At 65.8% G+C, this 17,465-nt stretch carries 12 protein-coding genes and 1 pseudogene; 9 read left to right on the forward strand and 4 right to left on the reverse strand.

Translation table 11 applies throughout. The features are described 5' to 3' along the window. The first annotated feature begins 62 nt into the window (after positions 1-62). On the forward strand, positions 63-896 hold the full coding sequence (locus tag E8F20_RS07255) for a cache domain-containing protein (RefSeq protein WP_280283162.1): 834 nt from the start codon (positions 63-65) through the stop codon (positions 894-896). Positions 897-1,182: 286 nt separating this feature from the next. On the opposite strand, the gene E8F20_RS07260 is transcribed toward E8F20_RS07255, so the two are convergent. Together E8F20_RS07260 and E8F20_RS07265 are read right to left on the reverse strand one after the other, a co-directional pair. Then, positions 1,183-2,118, reverse strand: a complete 936-nt coding sequence (locus E8F20_RS07260; RefSeq protein WP_280283163.1) for a VOC family protein — start codon at positions 2,116-2,118, stop codon at positions 1,183-1,185. A 22-nt stretch (positions 2,119-2,140) separates the two neighbouring features. Next, complete coding sequence (locus E8F20_RS07265; RefSeq protein WP_280283164.1) at positions 2,141-3,298, reverse strand: prolyl oligopeptidase family serine peptidase; 1,158 nt, start codon at positions 3,296-3,298, stop codon at positions 2,141-2,143. A 363-nt stretch (positions 3,299-3,661) separates the two neighbouring features. On the opposite strand from E8F20_RS07265, the gene E8F20_RS07270 reads away from it, so the two are divergent. Beyond that, entirely contained in the window at positions 3,662-5,659 is a 1,998-nt protein-coding gene (locus E8F20_RS07270; protein WP_280283165.1) for a methyl-accepting chemotaxis protein, read from the forward strand. Here E8F20_RS07270 and E8F20_RS07275 read toward each other — a convergent pair. Further along, positions 5,642-6,565, reverse strand: a complete 924-nt coding sequence (locus tag E8F20_RS07275; protein WP_280283166.1) for a LysR family transcriptional regulator — start codon at positions 6,563-6,565, stop codon at positions 5,642-5,644. The genes E8F20_RS07270 and E8F20_RS07275 overlap by 18 nt on opposite strands. 219 nt (positions 6,566-6,784) lie before the next feature. On the opposite strand from E8F20_RS07275, the gene E8F20_RS07280 reads away from it, so the two are divergent. The 3 genes and pseudogenes from E8F20_RS07280 to E8F20_RS07290 all read left to right on the forward strand — a co-directional run. After that, positions 6,785-7,909 carry an FAD-dependent oxidoreductase gene (locus E8F20_RS07280; protein ID WP_280283167.1) on the forward strand — a complete coding sequence of 375 codons (1,125 nt, stop codon included), beginning with the start codon at positions 6,785-6,787 and terminating at the stop codon, positions 7,907-7,909. 246 nt (positions 7,910-8,155) lie between these two features. Next, positions 8,156-8,539: a Rieske 2Fe-2S domain-containing protein gene (locus tag E8F20_RS07285; protein WP_280283168.1), complete on the forward strand. Its 384-nt coding sequence runs from the start codon at positions 8,156-8,158 to the stop codon at positions 8,537-8,539. Further along, positions 8,515-8,694, forward strand: a pseudogene (locus E8F20_RS07290) (LysR family transcriptional regulator); the annotation flags it as partial. The gene E8F20_RS07285 and the pseudogene E8F20_RS07290, both read left to right, overlap by 25 nt. A gap of 149 nt (positions 8,695-8,843) precedes the next feature. On the opposite strand, the gene xthA reads toward E8F20_RS07290, so the two are convergent. Next, positions 8,844-9,656 (reverse strand): exodeoxyribonuclease III, encoded by an 813-nt coding sequence (gene xthA / locus E8F20_RS07295; protein ID WP_280283169.1) that lies wholly within the window; start codon positions 9,654-9,656, stop codon positions 8,844-8,846. Positions 9,657-9,789: 133 nt separating this feature from the next. On the opposite strand from xthA, the gene E8F20_RS07300 reads away from it, so the two are divergent. The 4 genes from E8F20_RS07300 (at position 9,790) to E8F20_RS07315 (ending at position 17,462) form a co-directional block, all read left to right on the forward strand. Further along, positions 9,790-10,443 carry a GNAT family N-acetyltransferase gene (locus E8F20_RS07300; RefSeq protein ID WP_280283170.1) on the forward strand — a complete coding sequence of 218 codons (654 nt, stop codon included), beginning with the start codon at positions 9,790-9,792 and terminating at the stop codon, positions 10,441-10,443. A gap of 48 nt (positions 10,444-10,491) precedes the next feature. Then, positions 10,492-12,222, forward strand: a complete 1,731-nt coding sequence (locus E8F20_RS07305; RefSeq protein WP_280283171.1) for an autotransporter assembly complex family protein — start codon at positions 10,492-10,494, stop codon at positions 12,220-12,222. Next, a complete protein-coding gene (locus E8F20_RS07310; RefSeq protein WP_280283172.1) occupies positions 12,219-15,866 on the forward strand; it encodes a translocation/assembly module TamB domain-containing protein in 3,648 nt (1,215 codons plus the stop codon). The genes E8F20_RS07305 and E8F20_RS07310 overlap by 4 nt, the downstream gene beginning before the upstream one ends. Positions 15,867-16,097: 231 nt before the next feature. Next, positions 16,098-17,462, forward strand: coding sequence for a sodium:alanine symporter family protein (locus E8F20_RS07315; RefSeq protein WP_280283173.1), 1,365 nt, complete (start codon positions 16,098-16,100; stop codon positions 17,460-17,462). Positions 17,463-17,465 lie beyond the last annotated feature (3 nt).

Below are 17,465 nucleotides of genomic sequence, written 5' to 3' on the forward strand. Positions count from 1 at the left end.
CCCGGCGTCCGTGCACTACGCGGCGCCGGTCTCATTTCTCTTCACCCTATGGAGCGACCGCCATGCGCTTGATCGCCTTGCTGTGGGGCGCGTTCGCGCTCCTGATTACCCCTGCAACCGTCCAGGCCGACGAGGAACAACGGGCACGCCAACTGCTGTTGCGTGCTGTCGAGTACTACCAACTGCAGGGTGACGCGGCCTTCGCCGCATTCAGCCGTCAGGGCGAGTTCATCGACGGCGAGCACTACGTGTTCGTCGTGGACACTCACGGCACCATGCTCGCCAGCGGCGGCACCTCGGCGGTGCTGATCGGTCGCGACGTCACCGAAGCCCTGGAAGCGGAACTGCGCGACGGCTTCCGCCAGGCCTTGCAGGGCGCCGAGGGCGAGGTGCGGGTGGCCGAATACCGCTGGATGAACGCTCGCGACGGCCGTGTGGAACGCAAGCGGGTGTTCTTCCAGCGGGTGGGAGATCGGGTCATCGCCGTCGGCCTCTACCTGCCCCGGGCCACGCCCCAGCAGGCCGAGCAGCTGCTGCAACGCGTGGTGACCGCCCTGGAACAGGACCCGCAAGCCGGCATCGCCGCGATCAATGCGCTGTCGCCGCGCTTTCGCGAGGACGACCTGTATGTCTTCGTCATCGACCTCGACACCGGGCGCTACCTCGCCCACGGCTACAACCTGCGTCTGCTCGGTGTGGCGTTTGCCAGCGTGCGCGATCCCGACGGCAAGCCGGTCGGCGCGCCGATCCTGGCGCTGATGAAGGACCGCCGCGCGGGCGGTTACGACTACCGCTGGAAGAACCCGGTGACCGGCAAGGTCGAGGACAAGTACGCCCTGCTGCGCAAGACCGGGCACCTGCTGGTTGCGGTGGGGTACTACAAGAAGCCCGAGTGAGCGAGCACATCGGGGCAGCTGCCGGAACGCCTCTGGAACCCGGTAAGCAGATTGGCTCAAGTCGTTCCCGCGACACTCGATGCAGGCCTCGCCACTTCAATCGCTGAGCAGGTCGTAGGGCTACGCCAATACCCCACTTCCCATACGGTGTGACCACCACTTCCCGGCGTATCGCAAAACAAAAAAAGACTCCCGGGCCAGCCGGTTCCCGGGAGTTGAGGTGGCAGGCGCCCCGTGCTCGGCGCGTGTTGCTGTGGGGCTTGCCTGCCGATGACGACGGAGCGCGTCAATGCTTGGGCGGCGGGCCGCCCGGGGCCCATTTCTCCTGATAGCGGAACAGGAAGTACTGCGAGGTATCCGCGCCGGGTGGCGACACGCGGGCGTTCCAGCTGTCGTCGTGCAGGTCCATGTCGGCGTCGTACTCCACATGGCAGCCCATGGGACTGTTGAAGTACCAGAACCAGTTGGAGCCGAGCTGGTGACGGCCTGGCCCCCAGAAGGACTCGTAGCCTTTCTCGACGAAGCGGGTACCGGCCAGCATCACCTCGGTCGGTCCGCCCATGTGGAAGGTGAAGTGCTCGATGCCCTTCATGAACGGCGGCGTCTGGATCAGGAACAGGGTGTGATGGTCCAGGGTGCCACCGGGACGCAGGAACGGTCCGGTGTCGATGAAACGGTCGGTGCAGACGAAGCCCAGGCGGGTGTAGAAGGCTTCGGCCTTGGCGTGGTCCGGCACGAAGTAGACGACATGGGACAGGCTGCGGGGCAGCGCGGCCATGTCGTCGCTGGCGCCCAGGCTGTTGACCGCGCGGCTGGTGCTGGCGCCGGGCGCGTTGCTGATTTCGCCGGGCAGGTCGAGGGGCCGCCGGCAGGTGATCTGGAAGCCCAGGGCGAAGCCCATGTCATCCACCGTGCGCAGGACACCGTCTTCGCCACGGATGACGTCGCGGTCCGTCGACAGCTCGGCCTCGATGGCCTGCAGGGTGACTTCGTCGGCCACACCGTAAACGGTTTCGCGCAGGGTGTTGGCAGTTTCCATGGCTCTGGGCAGGCGCGGGTCGTCGCGGTGGCGAATCTCGATGCCGGTGCCGTCCAGGGCTTCCAGGTAGCCGCCGGTGTGGTCGATGGCGCGTGGCTTTAGGCCGTAGTCGGTGAGGTATTGCACGCAGGCGTCGACGTTGTCGACGCCGAACACCAGGTAGTCGGGTCCGATGATCTTCATGGTCAGGTTCTCGTCTCGCTCGTCAGGCGGTGCGGCCGCCGAGGGTCTCGGCGACCCAGTCGGCGATGTAGTGGCCGGCATTGATGGAGTTGTCGAAGCTGGAGTGCTGCACGCCACCTTCGCGGGGGGTGAAGATTTTCAGTTCACGCTTGGGGCTGTTGACCAGTTGCTCGTAGGTGCGATGGGCCCATTTCAGCGGAATCTGCGAGTCCTGCTCGCCGTGCGTGACCAGGAACGGCACCTTGATGCGCTCGACCACGCCGTCCAGGTGGACGTTCTCGGCGATGGCCATGAACTCCTCGACGTTCTTGCCACCCCAGACCCAGCGCACATGCTCCCAGTAATGCGGCACCGGGAAGCTGCCCTCGCGCTCCAGGCGGCGCTTCTGTACCTCGCGCCAGTCATGGTTGGCGCCCCAGACCACGCCACAGGCGAAGCGCGGCTCGAAGGCGACTACGCGCGGACAGTAGTAGCCGCCGAGGGATACGCCCTCGCAACCGATGCGCGTGGCATCCACGTCCGCACGGTCTGCCAGCCAGTCGAACACGCGGCTACCCCAGTGCTCGGCGTCATAGCGGGCCTTGAGGTCATGCAGGCGCAGGGCCTCGCCGGTGCCCGGCTGGTCGAGTACCAGTGAGGACACGCCGCGCTTGGCGAGCCAGGCGGGCAGGCCGACGCGGTATTTCATTTCCTTGGTGGAATCCAGGCCGTTGAGCTGCACCAGCAGCGGCGCGGGCCCCGTCACGCCTTCGGCGCGCACGTAGAGACCGGAAAGCACCTTGCCCTCGTAGGGAATCTCGACTCGCTCGCAGTTTTCTCCCGAGAGGTCGATGCCACGGGCGAAGGTGTCGAGGAAGCGCTGGTACAGCTCCAGGCGGCCGGGAGCACCGTGGGCCTGGAGGCGTTCGCAGGTCAGGTAGTAGGTGGCGGCACGGTTGTACTTCTCGCCGGCCGAGAGCAGTCGGCCATTCTCTTCGTCCTCGCGGGCGAGGTCGCAGAGCTTGTCGGCCATCTTCGACCAGGTTTCGCGGAAAGCACGGGTACCGGCGGCATCGGGCTGCTTGGCGGCCTCCTGCAGGGGCTCGCACATCTCGACGATCTCGCCGATGCGCGCGCCCATTTCCAGGGCGAGGTCAACGGAGAGGTTCCAGACGTAGTTAGTGGGGAAATAACGGAACATGTTGTTGTTTTCCTTCTTCTGATCCGGGGCGCCATCTTCCCCGGCTCTTGGGGCTTACCGCTCGGGTCGGTTTGGGCAGGGCGCAAGGCAGGCGAGCCCGGAGTGACTGCTCCCGCAGCAGGCAGTTGTGCGGGCGCCGACCGCCCGGTGGGGCGGCCATGGCAAGCTCGCATGGGGCCAGGAATTGAACAAATCGCTTGTTCGGATGCCAGCTATCGGCAGGCGAGATACCTCGTGCCCGGCGTGCCCAGGTCATGGCGAATGACGATGCCTCGCATCGCCAGTCTCGATTGGTGGCCCCCGGGACCGGGCGGCTAGCGTACGCGCCGCTGTTTCTGGCCCGAACCACGAGGAAGGACGCCCATGTCGAATCACCCCCATCGCCCGTTCATGCCCCTTGCCAGCGTCACGCGCTGGTTGGGCCACCGCTCCGTCGGCAGCAAGCTGTCGCTCGGCTTCGGCCTGGTGCTGCTGGCCACCTTGGGCATGGCGCTGGCCACTGTCCAGGCATTGCAAGTGCTGCAGGCCCGCGTCACCGAACTGCGTGCGCTGGACGCCTTGCAGCTGCACCTGGCCGGGGCTCGCCTGGCGGAGCGGGACTTCGCGCTCGATCTTGCACCGGAGTCGGCCGAGCGGGTCGGTACAGGGTTGGACCAACTGCGTAAAGGGCTGGCCGCCAGCGGTTCCGACGCGGATTTCCGCACGAACCTGGATGACACCACCCAGGCTTACCGCAGCGCCTTTCAGGACTATGCGCAGGCTTTGGATACAGCACATGCGGCGCGGCTGCGGATGCAGGCCCAGGCGGAGACGCTGGGGCAGCGTTTCAGCAGCCTGTTCCTTGACCAGCTCGATGGGATCAACCTCGGACTGGAGGCCGGTACATCGCCGGGTACGTCGCACATGCAGTTGCTGGAGGAGGCCGTGAGCCTGCGCGAACGGTTGGCCAACCTGCGCGACAGCGAGCTGTATTTCACCCTTGATGCGCAAAAACGCTACCGCGACGACTGGGAGAACCGCATGAACGAGCTGGCTACCGCACTGGCCAGTCTTGCCGCGCGCCTGGACGGCGAGCAACGTGCGGCGCTGGAGGAGGCGCGCCAGGCCCTGGAGGTGTATCGCCAGGCCTTCCTGAGCTTTGCCCGGGGCGGCCAACTGGCTCGCGCTGCCGAGACGCAGATGAGTCAGGTGGCGGACAGGGTGGCGCAGCAGCTGGATACGCAGCGCGCATTGCGCAGCGGGGCCTATGCAGAAACCCGGCGACAGCTCCACAGAGCGCTTGGGCTGCTGGCGCTCCTGGCCTTACTGGTCAGTGCCGGGGCGGCGCTGGCAATTCATCGGGCACTGGTCGTGCCGCTGCGGCGCATGCTGGCCCTGGCGCGGCGTATCGCCGGCGGGGATCTCGGCGAAATGGCGGCCCCGCCTGCGCGGCGCGATGAACTGGGGCAGTTGCAGGATGCTGTGGGAGAAATGCTCGCTGCCCTGCGCATGCTGGTGGGCCGCATCGGTGGCGATGTCGCTCAACTGGATGGCGCCGCCGGCACCCTGGTGGCGATGGTCGGGCGCACGGCGGCGGGGGTGAGCGCGCAGCGCCGGCAGGCCGAGCGGGTCGCCGAGGCCATGGCGGACATGACGCGCTCGGCGGCGCAGGTCAGCGAGCAAGTGGCCGGCAGCGGTGCGGTGCTGGCCGATGCGGGCGCCCTGATCCACGAAGGGGATGCGTTGGTGCGCCAGGCCAGCGAAAGCCTTGAGCACCTCGCTGAGGAAATGCGCGCCAGCGCCGGATCGATGCAGGTGCTCAAGGCGCAGAGCGAGGCCATCAATGGTGTGCTCGATGTGATCAATGCCCTGGCCGAGCAGACCAACCTGCTGGCGCTGAACGCGGCCATCGAGGCGGCGCGGGCCGGTGACCATGGTCGCGGTTTCGCCGTGGTCGCCGACGAGGTGCGCGCTCTGGCTAGCCGCACCCGCGCTTCGACCGGGGAGATCGAGGCGATGATCCAGCGCCTCGGCGAGCTGACCCGGGCTACCGCCGATGGGCTGGCAGGCAGTCAGCGGCTGACCGAGGAGGGCGCCGAGCTGGCGGGACGGGCGACCGGGGTGCTGGCGGCGATCACCGCCGCGATGGCACGGGTCGAGCGCAGCGGGCGGAACATCGCCGAGGCGTCCGCTACGCAGCAGGCCGTGGCGCGCCAGGTCGACGAGGTGGTGCTGCAAGTGGCGCGCGTGGTGGAACAGAACGCCCAGGATTGCCGGCGCCTGGAATCGGCCACGGACAGCCTGCAGACGCTGGGGGCGAGCCTGGGCGAGGCGGTCGGCGCCTTCCGTGGCGCGCGCTGGGGCTCAGGCGAGAACCGGTGAGTCCGGCCGCTGTACGATCTGCGCCAGCTTCTGGCGCAACCAGCGCAGCATGGGGTCGCGGTCCAAACTGCGGTGCCAGCTCATGTATTCCTGCATCGCGGGTAGCTCCACTGGCGGCGGCAGGATGCGCAGCGGCAGGTTGCGCGCGTAGAGCCGCGCCAGGCGGCTGTGCATGGTGGCGATGCGCTGCGTACCGACGACCAGTTGCGGCAAGGTGTTGAAGTCGTGGGTGATGACTTCGAGCCGGCGCTTGCAGCCGTACTGGGACATGAACCACTCCTCGATGCCCGGCGTGCGACTGCGACCGAAAGCGACGGCCACGTGGCCCATGTCCAGGTACTGCTCCAGCGTGATCCGTTCGCCGATGCTGTCGTTGTCTGCCCACACCACACAAACGTGCTGCTCTTCGAACAGCAGCTCGGAAGGGTGTTCTTTCACGATGTAGTGCTCGGGCGCGATCATCAGGTCCACCTCGCCGCGCATGAGCATCTCGACGGCGGTTTCGCCGGGGCTGATCAGCTCGAAGGTCATTAGCGGCGCTTCCTGGTTGATCTCCCGGATCACTTCGGCGAACACCACGCTGATCAGATAGTCCGACGCCATGATGCGGAAATGCCGCTTGCTCTCGGCGATGTCGTAGACCGGCTTGGCCGTGATGGAGGTCTGGATTTTCAGCAGGACTTCGCGAACCGGGATCTCCAGTTCCTTGGCCAGGGGGGTGGGCATCATCTTGCGTCCCACCTGTACCAGCAGATCGTCCTCGAAGTAGGTGCGCAGGCGCCCCAGCACGCCGCTGGTGGCTGATTGGGTCATGTGCAGGCGGGCGGCGGCGCGGGTGATGTTCTGCTCTTCCAGCAGTACATCCAGCGCCACCAGGAGGTTCAGGTCCAGGTGTTTGAAGCGCATGGCAGCAGGCTCTTGTTGTATTTATTTTCGCGATACCCTGCATCCCGACTAACGATTAGTCAAATTGTTACCGCCTTCCTAGCCTGTGCTCCCAAGGGATGCTCACCGGCTGCCGTGCTGCCTGCCGGGCCTGTGCGGCCCCTCCTGAAAAAACCTTCCCGCCCGGGCCTCCGCGCTCGCGTTCGCCCGTGCGCCAACAACAAGAACAAGGATTCATCCATGAGCGATATCAGCAAGGCACTCATCGTCGGCGGTGGCATCGGTGGACTCTGCGCGGCCATCGCGCTGTGCCGCCAGGGCGTGTCGGTCGACCTGGTGGAAATCAAGTCCGAGTGGACCGTCTACGGTGTTGGCATCATCCAGCAGAGCAACGTGGTGCGGGAGATGTCCCGTCTCGGCGTACTCGACCGTTACCTGGATGCTGCCTATGCCTTCGAGGATGTCGGCATCTACGACCTGCAGGGTAATGTCCTGGCGCGCATTCCCGGCCAGCGCCTGGCCGGCCCGGAGTATCCGGCCAACGTCGGCATTTCGCGCCTGGCGCTGCACCAGGTGCTGAGCGGAACGGCCATCGAACTGGGCACGCAGGTACGCCTCGGCCTTAGCGTGGAACGCCTCGAGCAGGACGCCGACGGCGTGGACGTGACCTTCACCGATGGCAGTACCGGGCGCTACGACCTGGTAGTGGGAGCCGACGGCGTGTATTCGAAGATTCGCGGCATGCTCTTCGGCGACACCTACAGGCCGCGCTTCACCGGCCAGGCCGTGTGGCGCTACAACTTCCCGCGTCACCCCTCCATCGACCACCTGGCCAGCTACGTCGGCTCCGAGGGCAACGCTGGCCTGGTGCCGCTGGCCGGTGACCTGATGTACATGTTCTCCACCTCTCACGAGCCGGGTAACCCCTGGCACGAACCCAAGGATTTCGCCGACCTGATGCGCGACCGCATCCAGCACATCGGCGGCCTGGTGGGCGAACTGCGCGAGCAGATCACCGACAGCAGCCAGGTGGTCTACAAACCGATGGAGGTGGTGTTCGTCGATGAGCCCTGGTTCAAGGGCCGCGTCCTCCTGATCGGCGACGCCGCTCACGCGACCACCCCGCACCTGGGGCAGGGCGCCGGCATGGCCATCGAAGATGCGTTGGTGCTGAGCCTGGAACTGGCTGGCGAAGGCCCGCTGGAGGCGCGCCTGAACCGCTTCATGGCGCGTCGTTTCGAGCGCTGCAAATACATCAGCGTGAACTCCATCCTCGCCGGTGAACGCGAGATGGCCCAGGACCGCAGCTTCGACCGTGTCGGCCTGACCAAGGCGATGCTCGCACGCACCGCCGAGCCCATCTGAAGGCCGCGGCCGGTCCCCGGACCGGCCGTCTCACCTGCCTTTTCCACGTTCCGCACCCGGCTTGGCCGGGTGCTGGACAAGCTGATCGCCGACGAGCAGGCGGCTCAGATCAGCATGAGCGTGGTGCCGGGCTGAGTATCCGTTCTGGCGATACCTCGCATCTCCAATCGCGATTGGTTGGGCCGGCGAGGGCCGTGGCAGCCTGCGCCCTAACTTGAGACTCAGAGACGGGCCGTGCTTCAGGACATGACATTTCTCTGCCACGAGGGTCACTTGGAAGTGGGCGTTGCGCGGGGCTTCGATCCTTGGGGCGAGGGGCGCGACACCGTGCTCGCCCTGCGCTGGCGGGGGCAGGTTCGGGTCTACCGCAACCTGTGCCCGCACCTGGCTGTTGCCATGCAGTACCGCAAGGATCGCTTCATGTCCGGCGACGGCCAGCACATCGTCTGCTTCGCCCACGGCGCGCTGTTCCGTCCCGACAACGGTTTTTGCGTCCTCGGCCCTTGCCTTGGCCAGTCGTTGCAGGCATTGGATGTGCGCACCGACGCGGATGGCGGCCTGTGGCTGGACGAAGTCTGCAGTGTGGCCCGCGAAGGAGCACATCCATGCGTTTCCACGGTCTCGACCTGAACCTGCTCGCGGGGCTCGATGCGCTCGTCGTCGAGCAGCACGTTACCCGCGCCGCGCCCCGGCTGCACTTGACGCAATCGGCCGTGAGCGCCGTCCTTGGCAGGCTGCGGGAGCATTTCGCAGATCCACTGCTCGTCCTGGTCGGTGGCCGGATACCGGCGAATCCTGATCCCGCTGCAACGAAGGAGTCTCCATGGCAAAGGGATTTCAGTGATATCTCCGCGCTTCGTGAAAGTAAAAGGCCCATCATTGATGGGCCTTTTTCGTGCTCGAGGCTGGCGCATTGCGGCGACTGCCTGCGGATTCAGGCCAGCTCCAGCCAGATCGGCGCATGGTCCGACGGCTTTTCCATGCCGCGCAGGTCGTAGTCGATACCGGCATCTTTCAGGCGTGCCTGCAGCGGCTGGCTCGCGAGGATCACGTCGATGCGCAGGCCGCGCTTGGGGGTGTCTTCGAAGCCGCGGCTGCGGTAGTCGAACCAGCTGAAGCGGTCATTCACTTCGGGGTTGAGCTGGCGGAAGCTGTCCACCAGGCCCCAGTTCTTCAGGCGCGCCAGCCACTCGCGTTCTTCCGGCAGGAAGCTGCATTTGCCGGTCTTCAGCCAGCGCTTGCGGTTTTCTTCGCCGATGCCGATGTCACAGTCTTCCGGCGAGATGTTGATGTCGCCCATCACCACCAGTTGCTGGCTTGGCTGGAACTGCTGCTCCAGCAAAACCTGCAGGTCGGCGTAAAAGCGCTCCTTGGCCGGGAACTTGACCGGGTGATCGCGGCTTTCGCCCTGGGGGAAGTAACCGTTCATCACGGTCACCGGGTTGCCCTGGGCATCGGCGAAGGTGCCATAGATGAAGCGGCGCTGGGCGTCCTCCGCGTCGCCGGGGAAGCCCTTGGACAGGGACAGCGGTTCCTGGCGGGAGAGCAGGGCGACGCCGTAGTGGCCTTTCTGCCCGTGGTAATGCACGTGGTAGCCGAGCTGGCGGATTTCGGCTTCCGGGAACTGCTCGTCGGAGACCTTGGTTTCCTGCAGGCCGATGACGTCGGGCTGGTGCTTGGCGATCAGCGCTTCAAGCTGGTGAGGACGTGCCCGCAGGCCATTGATATTGAAAGAAACGATCTTCATCGCGAAGGCATCCTGGCAAAAAGGCGATGCTAGCCCAAGGCAACGACCCCGGCCAGTCGCATGGCCGGGCTGGGGAACTGGTGCTAATTTCCCTCATGGCCCGATAGAACCCATAACAAATGAGGTGCCGTGAATGCCCGGTTACATTCCTACTGCGCCGGTCCAAGTGCGCATGCTGGACGGTGGCTATGCCCGCGAGGCTCGCTCCCTGCTGTACCACGCTTATCGTCATGAGCCCACCTTCGCCTATCTGTTCGAGGCGGAGCGCCCGGGCTATGAGCAGCGGGTACGCGCCACGGTGCGGGAACTGGTCCAGCAGCATTTCCTGGAAGACCTGCCAGCCATTGGCTTGTTGATCGAAGAGCGCTTGGTGGGGGTCGCCCTGATCGCACCGCCGCAGCGCCGTCTGGATATCACCGAAAGTTGGGGCTGGCGCCTGCGCATGCTGCTCACCACCGGCTTCCGCTGCACGCGCCGCTACCTCGATTACCACGACGCCGTGCTCGCTTGCCTGCCGCCGGGGCCGTACCACGTGCTGCCGCTGCTGGGTATCCACCCGGAGTTCCAGGGGCGTCATCTGGGTGAGCAGTTGCTGGAGGCCCTGCACAACTGGTGCGCCGAGGACGACGGCTCCCAGGGCGTGGTCCTGGATACCGGCAACGTCCGCTACCTGGAGTTCTACAAACGCCAGGGCTACGAAGAGGTGGGGGAGGTGGCCCTTGGGCCGGTGGTCGAGCATGTGTTCTTCCACCCCAATCCACGACCGTTGATGCGCGCCAACGTCTGACAGAGCTTGAGCACGGAAAGGCCGGATTGCCGTGCTAGCATGCCGCGCATGAATTACCGCCAAGGATTGCGCGGGCCGCTGCTGCTAGGCCTGCTTTGCACAAGTAGTCTGGCGCTGGCCAAGGCCACGCTGGACGTGAAGGTCGAACCTGCCAATGCGGCGCTGAAGGCCAATATCGAGGCCTACATCGGCGCCCTTGGCGATCGCAATGAAGAAGCCCTGCGACGTTTTCGGCGTTCCGCCGAGGAGCAGGCGCACCAGGCCGCCCAGGCGCTTGGCTATTACCAGGCCGAGATCGACAGCCGTGTCGACGGTGGCAAGGACCCTTCTCTGCATGTGCTGGTAGTGCCCGGCGAGCCGGTACGCCTGCGCAACGTCGTGGTGAGGATCGATGGCGAGGCCAGCGCCCTGGTGGCCTTTCGCGTCCCCGAAAGCAAGGCGCTGAAGCAGGGCGCCCAGCTCAATCACGGCGCCTATGAGGACGCCAAGAAACTGATCCAGAACCAGGCCCTGCGCTACGGCTTCTTCGACGGACGCTTCACCCGGCAGCGGCTGGACATCGACCCGCGCGCTGGCGTCGCCGATATCGAGCTGGTCTATGAAAGCGGCCCTCGGTACAGCCTGGGCGCGGTCAGTTTCGACGGTGACACGCCTTTCGACCCGGACCTGCTGGCGCGACTGGTGCCGTTTCCGGCCAACACGCCTTACGACTCCGACCAGGTCGCCAAGCTCAGCCAGAACCTCCAGGCCAGCGGCTATTTTGATGAAGTGCGGGTGGATGCCAGCCCGGTGAAGGGCGCCGGCCGGTTGATACCGGTCAAGGTCAAGCTGGCGGCCGTGAAGCCGCGCACCGTGGGGCTGGGGGTCGGCATTTCCACCGACGTGGGACCTCGTGCCCGAGCCAACTGGACTCGCCACTGGATCAACCCCCAAGGCCATCGTCTGGGGGCGGAAACCGAAGTTTCGCCGGTGCGACAGAACGTCGGCACCTGGTACGAGATTCCCCTGGACCCGCCCCTGACCGACACCCTGCGTTTTTCCACCGGTCTGCAGCGGGAGAACCTGGTGGATGTGGATAGCCGTCGCTTCACTCTCGGTGGCCAGTGGCAGTCGAAGTTGCCCAATGACTGGCAGCGGGTGGTGTCCCTGCGCTGGGAGCAGGAGACCTTCGACTTCGGTGATGGCAGCGACGATGGTCGCAGCAGCTTCCTGATCCCCGGCATCAGTTACGGCGTGACCCGCAGCGACAATAAACTCGATCCCAATCGCGGCTATTCGCTGCAATTCGATGTGCGTGGCGCCAAGGAGGGCATCCTCTCCGACACCGATTTCACCTACGCCAGCGCCATGGCCAAGGGACTCTACACCCTGCCTGGCGGCCATCGCGTGCTGGGCCGTGTGCAGGCCGGCGGGATTGCCACGACCGATTTCGATGCCATTCCGCCGTCCCTGCGCTTCTTCGCCGGTGGTGACCAGAGCGTGCGGGGTTACGACTACCAGACCCTCTCGCCGGAAGACAACAATGGCAAGAAGGTGGGCGGCCGCTACCTGCTGGTGGGGAGTGCCGAGTACCAATACCCCCTCACGGAAAAATGGCGTTTGGCAGCCTTCGCCGACCGCGGCAACGCCATGGACTCTCTCAACGCGGCCATGAAGACGGGCGCCGGCCTGGGCGTGCGCTGGGTCTCGCCGGTAGGGCCGATTCGCCTGGACGTGGCGAAGGCGCTGGATGACCCGGGCGGCTATCGCATCCACTTCTCCATGGGGCCGGAACTGTGAGGCGCGCGCTGAGATTTGGCCTCGCAGGGCTGGTCGCCATCCTGGCGGGCATCGTGGCGATTCCGGCCGTGCTGCTGTTCACGGAGGTCGGTGGGCGCTGGTTGCTGGGCCACGTACCCGGGCTCGAGGTGGACGGCTTCAGCGGCACGCTCGGGGGGCGGTGGAGCGCGACGCGCCTGTTCTGGCAGCAAGATGGCACCGTCCTGAAGCTGGATGCGCCACGGCTGGATTGGTCGCCCGCCTGCCTGATGCGTCGCACCCTCTGTATCAACGAACTGGCCAGCGACAGCATCCAGCTCGATCTGCCGCCGTCGCAATCCGACGAAGAGACCGGCCCGATCAGCCTGCCGGAGTTGCGCCTGCCGCTGGCGCTGGAGGTCGCGCAGGTGCGCGTCGGTCGCTTCGTCCTCGATGGCGGCGATCAGTTCCAGCATCTGGACCTGGTGGCGCGCTGGCAGGCTGATGGCCTTCAGTTGGAGCGCCTCAGCGTGCGTCGCGACGAACTCTCGTTGGAACTGCAAGGTTCCCTGCGCCCCGAAGGCGATTGGCCAATGACGGTGCAGGGTAGCCTGCAGTTGCCCGCGCCGGGCGAGGGTCCCTGGAGGCTGGCGCTGAAGGCGAAGGGCGATCTGCAGGGCGTGCTCACGCTCCAGGCCGACAGCAGCGGTTACCTCAATGGGCGCCTGGACGGCGAGCTCCGCCCGCTGGCAGACAACTTGCCGGCCAGCGCTAGGTTGCAGGCCGATGGCTTCAAAGCCAGCGCCGGCTTGCCGAATACCCTGGCCCTCAATCAGGTGGAGCTGACCGCAAAAGGTGACCTCAAGGACGGCTATGCCGTACAGGGTAAGGCCAGCCTGCCGGGTGAAGGCGGCGCGGTGGCACTCGGCCTGGATGGCCGGGTCGATGCCCAGGGTGCCGATATCCGGCAGCTTCTGCTCACGGGCGAACCGGAGCAGACCTTGGCATTGCAAGGGCGGGTCGACTGGCAGCGGGAGCTCGCCATCGACAGCCGCCTGCAATGGCGTGACTTCCCCTGGCAACGTCTGTTCCCCCAGGAGAAGCCGCCACCCGTGGAATTGCACCAGTTGGACGCCGAGGTGCGTTACGCCGGCAGTCGCTATGACGGTAAGTTCGACGCCCGCCTCAAGGGGCCGGCCGGTGACTTCAGCGTCGGCAGCCCGGTGATGGGTGACCTGGCCAGCGTCACCTTGGCCGATCTGCAACTCAAGGCCGGGCAGGGGCGGGCCCAGGGACGGGTGAAAATCGATTTCGCCAGTGGCGTCGGCTGGGACAGCCAGTTGGCCTTGAGCGAGCTCGACCCTTCCTACTGGCTGGCCGAACTGCCGGGCAAGCTGGCCGGCAAACTGCAATCCAGGGGGGCCTGGCGTGACCAACGCCTGGACCTGAATGCCGATCTCGATCTCAAGGGCCAACTGCGGGGCCAGCCTGCACTGCTCCAGGCCAAGGCAGAAGGTGCGGGCGAACGATGGCAGCTCCATGCGCTGCAGGTGCGCCTGGGCGACAACAGGATCGAAGGCCGGGGCCAGTTGGACCAGAAGCTCAGCGGCCGCCTCGACCTGGCCCTGAATCGCCTGGGCCAGCTCTGGCCGAAGCTGTTCGGCCAGGTCCAGGGCCGCCTCGACCTGGCCGGCACGCTGCAGGCACCGCAAGGCAAGCTGGCGCTGACCGGCGAACGCGTGGGGCAGGGCGACAACCGACTCGACAGACTCAAGCTGGATGCCCAGTTGGACGCTGCCCAGCGCGGCCGTGTGCAACTGCGGGCGGACGGGTTGGCCTCTGGCGACAACGAATTCGGGACCCTGACAGCGGAAGGCTCAGGTGATCGTGTTCGTCAGCAACTGGAACTCAACCTCAAGGGGGCCATGCTCGACCTGTTGCTGGCCCTGGACGGCAAGCTGGAGGGCGGCAACTGGCGAGGGCGGCTGGCGCAGGGCGAGGTCCAGGCCAGTGGTCAGGACTGGCGCCTGGAAGCACCGGTGCGGCTGGAACGGCTGGCCGACGGCAAGCTGAACGTCGGCGCACATTGCTGGCGTTCCGGGCCTGCGAGCCTATGCGGCGGCGAGCAGCGCCTGATGCCTGAGCCAAAGCTGGACTACCGCCTGCGCGACTTCCCCCTGGTCAGCCTGGCGCGCTGGCTGCCCGAAGACTTCGCCTGGCAGGGCGAGCTGAATGCCGATCTCAAGCTCGATTTGCCGGCCAGCGGCCCCAGCGGACGCATTACCCTGGATGCCGGCAGCGGGGTGCTGCGACTGAAGGAAGAGGATCGCTGGGTCGACTTCCCCTACCAGCGCCTCCTGCTGGACAGCACCCTGCGCCCGCAACGCATCGACAGTCAGCTGAGCTTCCAGGGCCAGGGCCTCGGTGAATTGCAACTGGACGCACAGATCGATCCGCGGCCGGCGAACAAACCATTGTCCGGTCAGTTTCGCCTGGATGGGCTGGACCTCGCCGTGCTGCGCCCGTTCGTGCCCAAGGTGGAAACGCTGGAGGGCCGTCTGCAAGGTGCCGGCAGCCTGAGCGGAACCCTGCAAGCCCCTTATGTGCTGGGCAATCTGCGTCTAGCCGATGGCCGCATCGGCGGTGGCGACCTGCCCATGAGCTTCGAGTCCCTCGGCCTCGACGCGCGTATCGCAGGCGAAAGCATGGAGCTGAACGGGCAGTGGCGCAGCGGCGAACAGGGGCAGGGCAGCCTGTCGGGCAACCTGGCCTGGGCCCGTGGCCTGGACCTCGACCTGGCGCTACGTGGTTCGCGCCTGCCGCTGGTGGTGGAACCGTACGCGAACCTGGAAGTGGAACCCGACCTTCGCATCGGGCTCGCCAGTGGCCGTCTAGCGCTGACCGGCAAGGTGCTGGTGCCGCGCGGCAAGATCAAGGTGCGCGAGCTGCCGCCCCAGGCAGTCAAGGTCTCACCGGATGCGCGCCTGGTGGACGAGCAAGACGACGAGCAGCAGCCGCTGGAAATGGCCATGAACGTGGACGTGAAAGTCGGCCAGGATCGCCTGCAGTTCTCCGGCTTCGGTCTGACCGCTGACCTCCAGGGCCACCTCAAGGTTGGCGACAATCTCACTGGGAACGGGGAGCTGGTACTGAAGAACGGTCGTTATCGTGCCTATGGCCAACGCCTTGACCTACGCCGTGCGCGCCTTCTGTTCGCCGGTCCGCTGGACCAGCCCTATCTGGACGTTGAAGCCGTCCGCACCGTGGGTGACGTCACCGCCGGCCTGCGCCTGAATGGCCGTGCCGACGAGCCCAGCACCGAAGTCTTCTCCAATCCAGCCATGAGCCAGGAGCAGGCGCTGTCCTACCTGATTCTTGGCCGGCCGTTGAACAGCAGCGAGGGCGACGGTAACGCAGTGGGCCGGGCCGCCCTGGCGATGGGCCTGTCCGGCAGTGCGCCGCTGACCAGCGAACTGGCCCAGCGCCTGGGCCTCAAGGATCTGCAACTCGATGACGACGGCGCCCTGGGACAGATCACCGACCGCCTGAGCATCCGCTACGGCCTCGGCGTGGTGGATTCCACCAGTGTCGTGGCGCTGCGCTACGAACTGACCAAGCGGCTCTACCTGGAAGCCGCCAGTGGTCTGGCCAGCTCGCTTGACCTGTTCTACAAGCGGGATTTCTGAGGTAGGAGATAGCCTTTCTGTCTGGCGGAAATCGCCTGGGATCGTGCTAGCATCCGCGCCGCGGTCTGCCTCAGGCCTTTCCAGTGCCCGTCCCGCAGTCCTTATGTCCTGGTTGGCGACGTCACCCGTTGCCACTGGGTCATGGAATGATCCCGATGCCTACCGGCAATGGGATTCCGAACCTGGAGCCGGCTACAGCCGCTCCTTCGAACAAGAAGAAAGGAGCCCTCTATGGAATCCATCCAAAATCTGGTGAATCAAATCAACGGCCTCGTCTGGGGCCCACCCATGCTGGTGGCCATCCTCGGTACCGGCCTGTTCCTCATGGTTTTCCTGCGTTTCATGCCGTTGTTGCGGATCGGTACCGGTTTCCGCCTGCTGTGGCGAGGACGTGCCAAGAGTGACGACGAAAGCGGTGAGATCAGTCCGTTCCAGGCGCTGATGACCTGCCTGGCCGCCACGGTCGGTACCGGCAACATCGCTGGCGTCGCTACCGCCATCTTCCTTGGCGGGCCGGGTGCGCTGTTCTGGATGTGGTGCACCGCGCTGGTCGGCATGGCCACCAAGTATTCGGAAGTCGTACTGGCGGTGCACTACCGCGAGAAGGACGAGCGCAACGAGCATGTCGGTGGCCCGATGTATGCCATCAAGAATGGCCTGGGCAAGAAGTGGCTCTGGCTGGGCACCGCCTTCGCGATCTTCGGTGGCCTGGCCGGCTTCGGCATCGGCAACATGGTGCAGGTCAACAGCATGGCCCATGCGCTGGAAACCACCTTCGACATCCCGCTCTGGGCTACCGGTGTTGCCACCATGGTGATCACCGGCCTGGTGATCCTGGGCGGCATCCGCCGCATCGGTAAGGTGGCCGAGGCGCTGGTGCCCTTCATGTGCGTCACCTACATCATCGCTTCGCTGGTGGTGCTGGTGATCAATATCGACGCCATTCCCGGCGCCTTCTCGCTGATCTTCACCCATGCCTTCAGCCCGGCCGCAGCCACCGGTGGCTTTGCCGGCGCGGCGGTGATGGCGGCCATTCGTTTCGGTGTCGCCCGGGGCATTTTCTCCAACGAGGCGGGCCTCGGCACCGCCGGTATCGCCCAGGCAGCCGGCACCACCAACAGCCCGGTGCGTTCCGGCCTGATCGGCATGCTCGGTACCTTTATCGACACCCTGATCATCTGCACCATGACCGGCCTGGTGATCATCTGCTCCGGCGTCTGGACCAGTGGGCAGAGCGGTGCGGCCTTGTCCGCGGCGGCCTTCGAATCGGCGCTGCCCGGCTTCGGCGCGATCATTCTGAGCATCGCCCTGGTGATCTTCGCCTATACCACCATCCTGGGCTGGAGTTACTACGGCGAGCGTTGCTGGGAGTTCCTGGTCGGCACCAAGGCGATCCTGCCGTTCCGCATCCTCTGGGTGCTGGCGATTCCCTTCGGCGCTGTGGCGCAGCTGGATTTCGCATGGCTGGTGGCCGATACGCTGAACGGCCTGATGGCCCTGCCGAACCTGCTCTCGCTGCTCCTATTGAGCCCCGTCGTGGTGAAGCTGACCCGTGAGTACTTCGCCAGGGAGCGTCTGGTGGTGAGCGCGTCCTGACTT

Source organism: Pseudomonas sp. BN415 (assembly GCF_029871195.1).
Lineage (GTDB): Bacteria > Pseudomonadota > Gammaproteobacteria > Pseudomonadales > Pseudomonadaceae > Metapseudomonas > Metapseudomonas resinovorans.